General features: G+C 38.8%; 16 protein-coding genes, 1 tRNA gene and 1 pseudogene. All 18 read left to right on the top strand.

The window, feature by feature from the left end:
- Position 1 precedes the first annotated feature (1 nt).
- Positions 2-175 (top strand): hypothetical protein, encoded by a 174-nt coding sequence (locus tag B5D30_RS13775; RefSeq protein WP_159443297.1) that lies wholly within the window; start codon positions 2-4, stop codon positions 173-175.
- Between the two features lie 5 nt (positions 176-180).
- Positions 181-2,868, top strand: coding sequence for a cytosine permease (locus tag B5D30_RS10450; protein ID WP_159443296.1), 2,688 nt, complete (start codon positions 181-183; stop codon positions 2,866-2,868).
- A gap of 97 nt (positions 2,869-2,965) precedes the next feature.
- Entirely contained in the window at positions 2,966-3,631 is a 666-nt protein-coding gene (locus B5D30_RS10445; protein ID WP_078808021.1) for a CPBP family intramembrane glutamic endopeptidase, read from the top strand.
- A gap of 224 nt (positions 3,632-3,855) precedes the next feature.
- Positions 3,856-4,713 (top strand): ribosome biogenesis GTPase YlqF, encoded by an 858-nt coding sequence (gene ylqF / locus B5D30_RS10440; protein WP_078808020.1) that lies wholly within the window; start codon positions 3,856-3,858, stop codon positions 4,711-4,713.
- Positions 4,706-5,470 carry a ribonuclease HII gene (locus B5D30_RS10435; RefSeq protein ID WP_078808019.1) on the top strand — a complete coding sequence of 255 codons (765 nt, stop codon included), beginning with the start codon at positions 4,706-4,708 and terminating at the stop codon, positions 5,468-5,470. Before ylqF ends, B5D30_RS10435 begins: the two co-directional genes overlap by 8 nt.
- A gap of 53 nt (positions 5,471-5,523) precedes the next feature.
- Entirely contained in the window at positions 5,524-6,396 is an 873-nt protein-coding gene (dprA, locus tag B5D30_RS10430) for a DNA-processing protein DprA (protein ID WP_078808018.1), read from the top strand.
- Between the two features lie 134 nt (positions 6,397-6,530).
- Positions 6,531-6,604, top strand: a tRNA-Arg gene (locus tag B5D30_RS10425).
- 118 nt (positions 6,605-6,722) lie between these two features.
- Positions 6,723-7,325, top strand: coding sequence for an anaerobic ribonucleoside-triphosphate reductase activating protein (gene nrdG, locus B5D30_RS10420; protein ID WP_078808017.1), 603 nt, complete (start codon positions 6,723-6,725; stop codon positions 7,323-7,325).
- Between the two features lie 66 nt (positions 7,326-7,391).
- Positions 7,392-8,135, top strand: coding sequence for an MBL fold metallo-hydrolase (locus B5D30_RS10415; protein WP_078808016.1), 744 nt, complete (start codon positions 7,392-7,394; stop codon positions 8,133-8,135).
- 188 nt (positions 8,136-8,323) lie between these two features.
- The gene (locus B5D30_RS13255) at positions 8,324-8,509 is read left to right on the top strand and encodes a hypothetical protein (RefSeq protein ID WP_144399570.1); all 186 of its coding nucleotides are present in this window, start codon (positions 8,324-8,326) and stop codon (positions 8,507-8,509) included.
- Positions 8,466-8,774 (top strand): hypothetical protein, encoded by a 309-nt coding sequence (locus B5D30_RS10410; RefSeq protein ID WP_159443294.1) that lies wholly within the window; start codon positions 8,466-8,468, stop codon positions 8,772-8,774. The genes B5D30_RS13255 and B5D30_RS10410 overlap by 44 nt, the downstream gene beginning before the upstream one ends.
- Positions 8,775-8,819: 45 nt before the next feature.
- Positions 8,820-9,530: an O-methyltransferase gene (locus tag B5D30_RS10405; RefSeq protein WP_078808014.1), complete on the top strand. Its 711-nt coding sequence runs from the start codon at positions 8,820-8,822 to the stop codon at positions 9,528-9,530.
- 21 nt (positions 9,531-9,551) lie between these two features.
- Positions 9,552-10,091 carry a hypothetical protein gene (locus tag B5D30_RS10400; RefSeq protein ID WP_078808013.1) on the top strand — a complete coding sequence of 180 codons (540 nt, stop codon included), beginning with the start codon at positions 9,552-9,554 and terminating at the stop codon, positions 10,089-10,091.
- A 15-nt stretch (positions 10,092-10,106) separates the two neighbouring features.
- Entirely contained in the window at positions 10,107-10,700 is a 594-nt protein-coding gene (locus tag B5D30_RS10395) for an isochorismatase family protein (RefSeq protein WP_078808012.1), read from the top strand.
- A complete protein-coding gene (locus B5D30_RS10390) occupies positions 10,697-11,560 on the top strand; it encodes a sulfite exporter TauE/SafE family protein (RefSeq protein ID WP_407675500.1) in 864 nt (287 codons plus the stop codon). The genes B5D30_RS10395 and B5D30_RS10390 overlap by 4 nt, the downstream gene beginning before the upstream one ends.
- Positions 11,557-11,922, top strand: coding sequence for a DUF1634 domain-containing protein (locus B5D30_RS10385; protein ID WP_078808011.1), 366 nt, complete (start codon positions 11,557-11,559; stop codon positions 11,920-11,922). Before B5D30_RS10390 ends, B5D30_RS10385 begins: the two co-directional genes overlap by 4 nt.
- A gap of 97 nt (positions 11,923-12,019) precedes the next feature.
- Positions 12,020-12,649 carry an MBL fold metallo-hydrolase gene (locus B5D30_RS10380; RefSeq protein WP_078808010.1) on the top strand — a complete coding sequence of 210 codons (630 nt, stop codon included), beginning with the start codon at positions 12,020-12,022 and terminating at the stop codon, positions 12,647-12,649.
- A gap of 133 nt (positions 12,650-12,782) precedes the next feature.
- Positions 12,783-13,014, top strand: a pseudogene (locus tag B5D30_RS10375) (hypothetical protein); the annotation flags it as partial.

Genomic DNA, 13,014 nt, shown 5'->3' with positions numbered 1-13,014 from the left:
TATGACTGAGGAAAAATTTGATTATGAAACAGAAGTAGAGAGGGCAATCAAGAAAATGGAAAGCAAAAACACTCAATTTCCTCGGAAATTTTCAGCAATTGATTTTCTAGTAGTATTTTTCCTCTCCTTCCTTTGTTTAGGAGCCATTCTTTTGGGAAGTAGGTTAGGAGATTGATGAAAATGAGTGAAAAAGAAAGCGATCTGGAGAGTGAAATTCAAAGAGAGGCATTTTTAGGGACTCTCCCTGTTGCAACAGAAAAGAAAATATACGGTTTTTTAGATGCGTTTTTAGTGCTTTCTGGCTATTGTATTGCGACTTGGAGCTATACACAAGGAGTTTATCTGACGACATTAGTAGGATTTCAACAACTTTTAATTGGAACGTTTTTTGGAGCGATTTTCATGCTCTTGATTTATCAATTACCTGTCATTCTTTCGACAAGGTACGGAATTGATAGTTGGATTTGGTTACGGGCAACTCTTGGGAAAAATGGAGTGATTGCTCTTTCCGTCCTTTTGATTTTGATTAATTTTCCATGGTATGCCGTTTGTGCAGAGTTGTTTTCTTCCTCCATGCAAAATTTACTTAAACTTTGTGGAATGAATGTATTAAATGGAAGGGTATCGCACGTTTTCCTAGCAATTCTCTGCGTACTGCTAGGGGTCTCTCTTGCGTGGCGAGGGATTGGTGTGATTACTCGTACAACGAAAATATTAGTTCCGATTTTGCTATTGCTTGGTATATTCGTGATTTTCATCACATTTACTCGAGTACCGTTTCACGTGATTTGGGATTATTTGCCACATCACCAAGCGAACGAAAAACCGAATATCGCTTATTATATTATGAGCATAGAGGCAAATTTTGCATTTGTTATCACATTGTTTGGCGGAATGTCTGGGATTCCTCGGCTTGCGAAAACAGAGCGGGCAGGTTATTTTGCAGGCGTATTTGGGCAAGGAATTTCAGGCTCGCTCTTTGTTGTGGTAGGTGCGGTTATGTCAATCGCCATGCAACATTTGACAGGAAAAGTAACTGACGACCCAACGCTCATGTTAGCCACACTAGGATTTCCCGCAATGGCAATTTTTTCCTTGTTTCTCGTTGCGTTTGCCAATATCGGCACACAAGCACTAGGACTGTACCTTTATGGTGTCGTGTTAAAATCCTCTTTTGGTAAGAAAAAGTATAAAAATTTGATTATTCTTCTTGCCATTTATGTGACTCTTCTTGTAATATGGGGAGGAGTAACGGAATATTTCGGTGCATTCCTAACGATTTCCGCCTGTATTTATGCTCCGCTTGCTGCACTTCTTTTTGCTGATTTTTTCTTCGTTCGGAAAGGAAAAATAGATTTGCGGTCTGCTTTTTTCTTAAAAGGACATTCTCATTATCAATATACAAAAGGATTTAACCTTTTAGGTATTTTTTGCGTATTCGCAGGAATGTTGATGAGCCTTGCAATTTATAATCCTGTAACAGAAGAAATACACAATCTATTTCTTTTTCATCTGACACCGACAGGGTTTTCGTTTATTGGAACACTATTTTTATATTGTTTGCTAAGTAAGTTGCCAGTTGTTCGGCGTTATTTGTTAAAAGATAGGAAAGATGTAACCTTTCATGCTGTACCATTCGACAGAGAAAAAACTCCTCCACGTCAAATTTTTTTTATTTTACCGATTATCTGGCTCGTTTCGTTTTTCATGACAAGGTCAGGGAAGTTGGGAAAAATTCAAAAGAGGAATATGGCAGGCATTCAACCACCCTACTTTGTGATTGCCACACATCACAGTTTTATGGATTTTTATATCACCCCTCTTGCACTCTTTCCGCATAGAGCCAATTATATTTCTGAACTCGAAGGTTTTGAGGCGTTTGGGGAATGGAAATATCGGCAAATAGGCTGTTTAGGTACGCGGAAATTTGTCAACGACCTCTCGCTTATTCGGAATATGAAAAAAGTTGTGGAACGTGGCGATATTTTAGTTTTGTACCCAGAGGCGAGGTATGCCAATGTCGGCACCAATTCTGAAATTCCTATTTCTGTTGCTAAAATGGCGAAAATGCTCAACGTACCATTAGTAGCTTTGAACATGAAAGGTAATTACCTTCAATCACCGATTTGGAATTTACACAAACGAAAAGGTGTGCAATTGCAAGCGGAATTGAAATGTCTATACAATAAAGAAGAATTAGCGAAAAGTGAAATTACAGAAATTCATCAGACCATTCAGGAGTTTTTGACCTATGATGAGTATGCGTATCAATTTGAAAAGAAGATGAAAATTTCTTATAAAAAGAGAGCAGAAGGGTTGGAAACTGTATTGTACCAATGTTTGACTTGTGAAGTGGAGTTTCAAATGATTTCAAGTGATGAAAAATTGATTTGTAAAAATTGTGGAGAAGTCTTTTTCATGGATGACTATGGAAAATTGCAGACAAAGAATCAAGAAATGACGGCTATTCATATACCAGACTGGTATGAACACGAGAGAAAAATGGTGGAAAAAGAAATCAAAGAGCAACGTTATTTTTTCAAATGTCTTGTCAAAATAGAGGCTTTGCCGAATGGAGAAAACTTTATTCCAATGGGTGTTGGTACGCTTTTTCATGATAAAAGAGGGTTTGTTTTGCAATTTCATGAGGAAAATTACGAAGGAAAAAAAGAAATGCTTTTTCAAGCTCACACAACACCTTCACTTCACACCGAGTATGATTATCGAGGAAAAGGGCAAGCGATTGTACTTTCCACACTTGATAATTCTTATTTTCTTTTTCCAGTAGAGAGTGAAGAAGGAAATTTTAACGTAACGAAATTGTTATTTGCGACAGAATTTCTCTATAAAATACAGAAAAGACTTTGAGCGGACTTTAGTTCGCGAATGACCCCGCTTGGCTGGAGCGATAGCGGAAGTCAAGTTTTAAGAAATCCTGAAGGGATTTCGCAGAAAGGAGCTATTTATGAAGATAAAAAATGTTTTACTAACTTTGCTGGTGATGATTGCTTTATTTTTCCTAGACAATATTCCGATAGGAATTGCCTTCGTTTTTGGAGAGCAGAATAAGCTAAAGAAACAAGATTTCTCCATTTTTCAAGGAATGATTGTAACCATAGCGATTTTTGTGATACTTGCTATTTTTATTTATTGGACGAAAAAACGAGGATTTGCGACTTGGTCATTGGAGGGAATGCGTGGAAAATGGCGATATGTAGCACTTGGAATGTTGGGCTGTTTTGTTTTCAGCATGATTGGAGGAAGTCTTTTAATCATGGGAGGAGAAGACAATACTGCCAATCAAGTTGCCGTAGATGAAGTGATGAAGAGTGTGCCACCAGTTTTAATGTGGCTTTTAGCAGGATTTGCCGCTCCAATTATGGAAGAAACTATTTTTCGTGCAGGAATCATGAAAGGGTTGTTTCCCAATAAGAAAATGCTCGGTTTAATTGTGAGCAGTCTTATGTTCGGCTTTGTTCATAGCCCGACGAATTTAGGCAGTTGGCTGATTTACGGAGGAATCGGTTTTTCCTTAGCTTTCGTCTATATAAAAAGCGAACGTTTAGAGGTCAATGTGGCAACGCATATGCTTTGGAATACGATGGCGATTGTTTTGGGGTATTTGCAGTAGAGAGAGATAGGAACGAAATTTAAAAAAAGTAAAAATAGAAAAATCGCAGAAAGTCAACATTTGAGAGGATGAAGTTTCTGTGGTTTTTCTGTTTTTGTTCTAGTCTCTTTTTTAGGATTTTTTATCCTTTACAACACCGAAAATTCCCCACCCAAAGCAAAACCTCAAAAAAAATGCTAAAATAGAGCATAAACAGAAAACCAAAAGAACGAGGAGTAATTATTATGACAATCCAATGGTTCCCGGGTCATATGGCGAAAGCTAGACGTGAGGTAATGGAAAAATTAAAATTTGTTGACATTGTTTTTGAGCTTGTTGATGCGAGACTTCCTTTGAGTAGTCGCAATCCAATGCTTGACAATATTTTGCAATCAAAGCCACGCTTGGTGTTGCTGAATAAAGGTGATTTGGCGGATACGGTGCAAAGCCAGAAATGGAAAAGTTATTTTGAACGACTTGGCTACTCGGCACTTGTGATTAATGCACAAGAAAATCGTGATGCGAAGAAAATTGTTGCCGAAAGCAAACGAGTGTTGGCGGAAAAATTTGAAAAAGAAAAGGGCAGAGGCATGAAACCTCGTGCCATTCGTGCCATGGTAATAGGGATTCCAAATGTTGGGAAATCGACCTTGCTCAATCGTTTGGTAGGGAAAAAAATCGCCCAAACAGGCAATAAGCCGGGGGTTACCAAAGGGCAGCAGTGGTTGAGACACAATGCGGAGTTGGAACTTTTAGATACGCCGGGGATTCTTTGGCCGAAGTTTGAAGACCAAGAAGTAGCGAAAAAACTTGCGTTGACTGGGGCGATCAAAGATCAGTTACTTCATCTTGACGATTTAGCGATTTACGCTCTTGAAGTGCTGGCACGTTTTTACCCAGAGCAGTTGAAGGAACGCTATAAATTGAATGATGATGATTTGTTTCTCCCTTATCCAGAACTGCTGATGAAAATTTCACAAATTCGTGGTTTTCGTGATGATTACGACCGAGCAAGTGAAATGATTGTCAATGAAGTGCGAAGTGGAAAATTAGGACGTTTTACGCTAGATAACTATGAAGAAATAGGTGGTCGTGATGAGTAGAAAAATCGCAGAAATCAAAGCGTTACTTGCCGAGATGAAAGACGAAAGCGACCCAAGACTTACAGAAATTCTCACAGACGAGCGAAAAGGTGTGCAACAGGCGGTGAATACTTTTCAAAAGAGAATAAATGCACAAAAGCGTTTGGCTCAACTTTTCGAGGAAAAAAATATCTATGAAAAGAACGCTCGAGCAAACGGTGCGAAGTTTATCGCAGGAATTGATGAAGTAGGACGTGGACCATTAGCAGGACCTGTCGTAGCAAGTGCGGTCATTTTGGACGAAAAAAGCCAGATTTTAGGCTTAAACGATTCCAAACAATTGTCAGAGAAAAAACGTGAAGAGTTGTTTGCTGAAATACAAGAAAAAGCACTTGCCATTGGTATAGGCATTGTTTCTCCAGAGGTCATTGATACAATCAATATTTTGGAAGCGACCAAATTGGCGATGAAACAAGCGATAGAAAAACTTACGATTTCGCCAGATTTTCTATTAATTGACGCTCTCACACTTGATTTGCCAATTGAACAGGAAAAAATCATCAAAGGCGACATGAAAAGCAATTCAATTGCCGCTGCAAGTATTGTGGCAAAAGTTACACGTGACAATATGATGAAAGAATATGCCAAAAAATATCCTTATTATGCGTTTGAAAACAATGCAGGATATGGCACGAAAGCTCATCTTGAGGGAATTAGAGAACATGGGATTACCCCTATTCACCGAAAAAGTTTTGAGCCAATCAAATCTTTTGTGTAAAATTCAATTTTTTTGCGTATCTTTATACTATAAAGGTCGCAGGAGGATTTTTTATGTATGAATTAAATCGAGAGTTGTTATTTCTTTTTAAACACACAAAGGGAATCAGTAATTTACAAGTGTTGAAGTTGATTGAAAACATCAAAAAACTTAAAGCTCAAAATTTCCAATTTAGTCCAACAGAACTGGCACATTTTGCTGAATTAAAAGACTCTACGGCAACGTTTCTTGAAAGTTTTAGGCAATTAAATATCGAAGAATTGTTGCAAAAAGAAAAACTGGAGCAATATGTGAGTATTTTAGATCCCCAATATCCAAAGATGTTAAAGGAAATTTATAATCCGCCAACGGTGTTATTTTTTCGTGGAGATTTTTCGCTAACTGCTCGTCCTTGTCTGTCTGTCGTGGGAAGTCGGGATATGAGTGAGCTGGGAGTGAAAAGTGTCAATATGATTTTGTCACCTTTGACCAAATATTTTGTAGTGGTTTCAGGTCTTGCGACAGGAATTGATAGCATTGCTCATAAGGTAACACTTGGAAATAATGGGCGAACTATCGCAGTAATTGGAACGGGACTTGACGTTTTCTATCCAAAACATCATGAATTACTTCAAAAACATATTGCAAAAAATCATTTAGTTTTGAGTGAATATCCGTCAGGCACTTCTCCACGCAAACATCATTTTCCAGAGCGAAATCGAATTATTGCTGGCTTGAGTGCAGGTACAGTTGTGTTTGAGGCGAAAATGAGGAGTGGGTCGCTAATAACGTGTGAACGGGCAATGGAGAGTGGGAGAGAAGTATTTGCCGTTCCAAGTGAAATACTCTCGGGCAGAAGTAGCGGGTGTCATCATCTTATTCAAGAAGGAGCAAAATGCACGTACACGTATAAAGATGTTTTGGAAGAATTATTGGTAAATTTATAGATAATTATTGAGCAAGCAAAATGGCTTGAAACTCAAGAATATCAACAAAAAAACAACAGAATAAATAAAAATGGAAAATTTTTTCTCAAATTACTTGAAACTCTGAGCAAATTTCTCTATAATTATTCTTGTTGGGTTCAGTAGCTCAGTTGGATAGAGCATTCGCCTTCTAAGCGAACGGTCGGGGGTTCGAATCCCTCCTGAATCATCTTTGGAGACGCTGGGATTTCAGTGTCTCTTTTTTACACTAGAATCAAAGATTTTTTAGAGGTACCCATAGGTATAATAAAACATGAAGAGAATGAATACTACAAGGGGGGAACAAGATGAAAAATCCGAAACCGCAAGAGTGGAAGAGTTCGGAGTTGTCGCAACGTTATATTGCTGATTATAAGGCGTTTAATTTTGTTGATGGCGAGGGAGTACGCAATTCGATTTATGTGTCGGGTTGTCCTTTTGCTTGTGAGGGGTGTTACAATGTTGTGGCACAAAATTTTCGCTACGGCACTCCTTATACAAAAGAACTAGAGGATCAAATTGTAAAAGATACCGCTCATGAGTATGTGCAAGGAGTGACGCTTTTAGGTGGGGAGCCATTTTTAAATACAGAAGTTTGCCTTACGCTTGTGAGGCGATTACGCAAGGAATTTGGCGATACGAAAGATATTTGGAGTTGGACAGGTTACACTTGGGAAGAATTAATGCTTGAGACAAAAGATAAACTAGAGCTTTTAAATGAAATTGATATTTTAGTGGACGGTCGTTTTGAGTTGTCAAAGAAAAATTTAATGCTCCAGTTTCGTGGCAGTAGCAACCAACGAATTATTGATGTGAAAAAATCTCTTGCCAAAGGTGAAGTAGTTATTTGGGAAAAGCTCAATGACGGCAAAAATACATTTGAACAAATTCATAAGGATAAATTGATTTAATTGTATGGTTGAAATGTTATAATAGACATTATGAGTAATATGAACGAGAGAAGTGAGGTATAGAAAATGAAAGTGACAGTTTTAGGTTGTCTTGGAGGGTTTCCGCATAATGACGAGGGGACGAGTGCGTACCTTTTGCAAGAGGGGAGTTACAATTTATTGCTTGATTGTGGAAGTCGTGCGGTGACGGAGTTAGAGCATTTTGTTAGTCCGTTATGCTTGGATGCGGTGATATTGAGCCATTATCATCATGACCATATCGCTGATTTAGGGGTGTTGCAATATTACCGTCAGCTTTGGGACAAGGACGATTGGGACGGTATGAATTTGTCGATTTATGGTCATACGGAGGATAAGAACCGTTTTAATGATTTGACCTTGCCAAATGTATCCACAGGGGTAGCATATAACCCTGACGAAACCCTTCGCCTCGGTCCTTTTGATGTAACGTTTATGAAAACTATTCATCCTGTTCCTTGTTATGCGATGCGTTTTACCGTAAGAAAAACGGGGAAAGTGTTTGTCTTTACAGGGGATTCTGGCTATATGGAGGAGTTTAAGGGGTTTGCAAAAAATGCAGATTTATTTTTAGCAGATACTTATTTATTTGAGGGACAAGAGCGACATCATGCACATTTCACAAGCAAAGAATCAGGAGAAATTGCACGAGTGGCACAAGTGAAAAAATTAGTCCTCACACATTTGCCACAGGAAAAAGATTTGAACTTATTACACAAACAAGCTCAACAGGCAGCAGGAGAAAAAGTAACCGTCGAACTAGCAAAAAAACGGAAAACATTTGAGATTTAGGGAAATAGAAAAGCTAAGAGGGGCGTTCAGGTGTTTGCAACAGTGAGCCACAGCATTTACTTGCTTGAAACTTTAGTTTCAAGTGCTGTTGCGAACAGTTGCCCAACACCTGCCCCTCACAGCTAGACAAAGAAAAGCTACGAGGGGCGATTTGAAGTTTGTGGCAGTGAGCCGTGCCGTTTACTTGCTTGAAACGTAAGTTTCAAGCGGTACTGCGAACAGCCACCAAACTTCAGCCCCTCACAGCTAGACAAAGAAAAGCTAAGAGGGGCGTTCAGGTGTTTGCAACAGTGAGCCACAGCATTTACTTGCTTGAAACTTTAGTTTCAAGTGCTGTTGCGAACAGTTGCCCAACACCTGCCCCTCACAGCTAGACAAAGGAGCAAAAAAATGGACGAAATAGGCAAACTAAGAATGTTGAGTTTAATTTCAGGTATTGTTTACATTGCAGTGATTTTATCAATGTTCGTGCGGCTATTGTTTTTATTTGAACAAACAAGCGATAAAACAATTATCAATGCAACGATGATTCCTTTTGGTATCATTCTATTGATTTTAACAATTGCTTTGATTGTGATAAAAACAATTTGTAAAAGGAAAATAAAAGCAGCGAAAATTCATGCGAGTTTAAAATTTTAGAGGTACCTTTAAGAAGTACCCTTTATTTTAGTAAAGGAAGTAAAAATGGCAGAGAAAGAAAGAATCAATCCAATGATGAGGCGTCCAATTGTACAAGAGGATATTGTGCATTTCCTTAGAACAAGACAAAAGCAGACGGCAGGCGAACTTGGACGTGTTGCCAGCGAGGCAAGAGAGAAAGGTGTGCCGATTATTCCTCATGAAACGGCGGTATTTTTAGAATTTTTCTTGAAACAAATCAAGCCAAAAAACGTACTGGAAATTGGAGCGGCAATAGGTTTTTCATCAAGCCTTATGGCGAATTGTTTACCAGAAAATTCACACGTGACAACGATTGACCGCTATGATATGATGATCGCGGCAGCGAAAAAAACGTATGAACGCTTGAATTTGCAAGAGAAAGTGACACTTTTAGAGGGAGAGGCAGTCGATATTTTGTCTACTTTGCCAAGTGACACGTATGATTTTGTTTTTATGGACTCGGCAAAGTCTAAATACATTGTCTTTTTACCAGATATTTTACGCATTATGAAACGTGGTGCGGTGCTTATGGTGGATGACATTTTCCAAGCGGGTGATGTGTTAAAGGATATTCAAGACATCAAACGAAATCAGCGAGCAATTCATCGTGGATTAAATCAATTTTTTGATGCGGTTATCGAACACCCACAGCTGACAAGTACGATTTTACCTCTTGGCGATGGCGTGATTTTGATTACAAAAGATGACGATGAGATTATTTTGCCAAAGATTTAGGGCAAAGAATGGGAGGAAAAAATGACGAAAGAAGCAGGTAACATTGAATTAGAAGTAATGAGTGACACAACCGTTTTACGTTTAAATTTGGCTTATTATGCAGATTTGGATTGTTATACAAAAAACGGAGATTTAAAAAAGGTTTATCAACGAAAAATTGATGAAATTGTGGACAAGCACTTTTCACCAGATGCTTTTTCAGGAAATAATCTGACCAATATGAAAGTTTTAGGGGAACAAATTGATAATTTGGATAAAGGGTTGCAAGTGCTTGGAGAGCAAACGGCGAATAAAATTCAATATCTTGGTTCTTATTTGAACATGAGAGGAAGTCTTTCTGTCTATCCAGAACCGTTGGCGAAAGAGGAAGAAATTCCGTTAACAGAAGCAGAAATGTTCGCTCATTTACTGTTAATGCAAATGGATTTATCTAATGAAATGGATTTGCATGATGAATTATTTGGAGAAGAGGATTTTTTTGATGAACCTCATTTAATGAAAAAAGCTACACCGAAACAATCTAAAATCATTGATTTGAACTCGAAAAGAGAGAAAAAATAATTTTTTTGGAGGGGTATGATGAATCATTTAAAACTAGAACTATCCAAAACGGCTCTTGTGGTCATTGATTTACAAGAGGGGATTTCAAGTGCGAAACGTGAGGATTTGGCACCATTTTCTGCAAAAGAAGTGATTGCTCAAAATGAGCGATTGACCAAGCGTTTGAAAAATACTGAGGCGTTGATTGTACTGGTGCGTGTGAAAAACTATGGTGCGGAGCGTCTTTCACCGTTGACCGACCATTTACCTCAGACAAACGGTTTTCCACCGAAGAATTTTAGCGATTTATTGCTTGAGGTGGCTCATGACGAGGAGGCGGAAAATGTTATTGTCGTCAACAAACACAATTGGGGTGCGTTTTATGGCACGGATTTGGAACTTCAACTACGCAGACGTGGGATTGAAAATATTATCTTGACAGGTGTTGCGACAGCTTACGGAGTAGATACGACAGCACGTGAGGCGTTTCAGCGTGGGTTCAATCAAGTGATTGTCAAAGATGCTATTACAGATTTTGACGGAGAATTGCATACACAAATCGTAGAGAAAATGTTTCCTCAATTTGCACGTGTGAGAACGACAGATGAAGTGTTGGAGAAGTTGTTATGAATGGAATAAATTTAGTGGAATTTGCTCTTTCTATGCTAGTAACTGGAGTTGTGGCAGGGTGTGTGGGAGCAGTTTTAGGTCTTGGTGGGGGTATTGTCGTTACACCTGTCTTGACACTTTTGTTTGGTGTGGATATAAAATATGCGATAGGTGCAAGCATTATCGCAGTGATTGCGACAAGTTCAGGGGCTACGATTGCCTATTTAAAGGACGATTTGCTCAATCTTCGGGTGGCAATGTTTTTAGAGATTTTTACGACAATTGGTGGAATTATTGGAGCCGTTTTAGCAGGTGTATTTAACGGTACGTTTTTATTCTTGCTATACAGTTGCTTGCTTGCGTTTCAATGTTTTAATATGTATAAAAAACTCAAAGCAGGAGAAGAAGTGTTAAATCATGCTCAGGCGGATAAATTGTCTGAAAAACTGAAATTAAACAGCAGTTATTTTGACAAGGCGACAAATGAAGAAGTGGTTTATCAAGTGGAAAAAGTGCCACAAGGCTCTTTGATTATGCTTGGAGCAGGGATTGCGAGCGGGCTTTTAGGTATTGGGAGCGGTGCGTTTAAAGTAATGGCGATGGACGGAGCGATGAAGATGCCACTAAAACCGTCAAGTGCAACAAGTAATTTGATGATGGGCGTTACCGCAGCAGCAAGTGCGGTCGTTTATTTCTTTCAAGGCGTTATTCAGCCAGTGATTGCCGTACCACTTGCTCTTGGGATTATTGTTGGCTCCACGATTGGTAGTCGCATTATGCCAAGACTTCCGGCGAAAACACTTAGGAAAATCTTCATTCCAGTTTTGGCAATTATTGCCTTGCAAATGCTTTACCGTGGAAGTGAGGTGTTTTTCAAATGACAGAGAAGGAAAAATTGGAAATGGCTCATATCGAAGAAGTCATTGGCAAAATTTTGCGTATTGGTGTGGGCATTAGTTGTGCGGTAATGATTTTTGGCTTTTTACTTTTTTTGATAACAGGAAAAAGTGGTTACCAAGGAGATGAATTTCCCACTCAACTTTCAAGCATTTTTCAAGGAATCACCCAAATTCGACCGTTCGCTTTTCTAATGGCAGGACTTTTCTTATTGATTTTAACACCTATCTTGCGTGTAGTTGTCTCTATTTATTCATTTGCACGTGAGCGTGACAAACTTTATGTAGGAATTACGATTGTGGTGTTGTGTATTTTACTATTTGCGATGATGTTAGGGGCTGGGTAAGCCTCTTTTGGTATAAGCAGAATTAACGTAAAAAACATAGAGTTGTGCTAAAATTTCAGTAGAAGAATTTGTAAAGAATAGAAAGAGATGAAGTATTATGCCAAAAGTATCGAAAACGTTGAACGCAGTTGCGTATGAAAATACCTACTATATTTACAATGACGAAAACCTTATTTTAGTTGACCCGGGAAGTGATACGGAGCAGATTTTGCGTGCGATAGAAGAGATAAATCGTACACCTGTTGCGATTTTGTTGACTCACACGCATTACGACCACATTATGAGCGTAGAGGCAGTTCGTGCGAAATATTCTGGGATTCCCCTTTATGTTTCGCATGAGGAGGAAAGCTGGCTTTATACGCCAGAGTTGAATCTTTCAGGCTTGGCACGGCATGACGATATGGAAAATGTAGTGGTGCAACCTGCGGAATTTGAGTTTGAAATCGGCAAAATTTATGAGCTTGGCGGAATGGAGTTCAAAGTTTTGGCGACACCGGGACATTCGATTGGTGGCGTGAGTTTTGTCTTTGACGAGTTTGTCATCTCAGGGGATGCGTTGTTCAAAGGCGGTATTGGTCGCTGGGATTTGCCAACAGGCAATAAGGAACAATTACTTGAGAGCATTCGCACACAACTTTTCACCTTAGATAAAAATTTAACCGTCCTTGCAGGACACGGCGACGTCACAACGATTGGAGCGGAGAAATTGTATAATCCGTATTTTTGATTCTTTGGCACTATCTTTTGGCTCTATACTAAATCGTGTGGAATAACAAAAATTCCATGCGATTTTTTTGCATAAAAAAAGACATCTCGTTTACAATGTAAGTGCCTAACCCAACAGTAAAGGAGATGTCTTCATGGATAAGTGTACAAGAGAATTACTAGGATTTCAAGATGAAAGTTTGATATTTGAAAAGGACCGTTGGTTTTCTAGAGGGGTAGATAAGAAAAATAGAAAATTCAACAGAATTGATGGGCTATATGCGAAAGTTCCTACGCATTGCGAGAGTTGTGGGGTTCTATTTCAGAGCTCAGCAGATTACTATAAACATGGAACTATCGCAAATAAGCGAGTGATTCAGGTTCCAG

The sequence above is a fragment of the Pilibacter termitis genome, assembly GCF_900167335.1.
In the GTDB taxonomy this organism is placed as follows: Bacteria; Bacillota; Bacilli; order Lactobacillales; family Streptococcaceae; genus Pilibacter; species Pilibacter termitis.
This window is presented reverse-complemented; position numbering and strand designations above follow the sequence as displayed.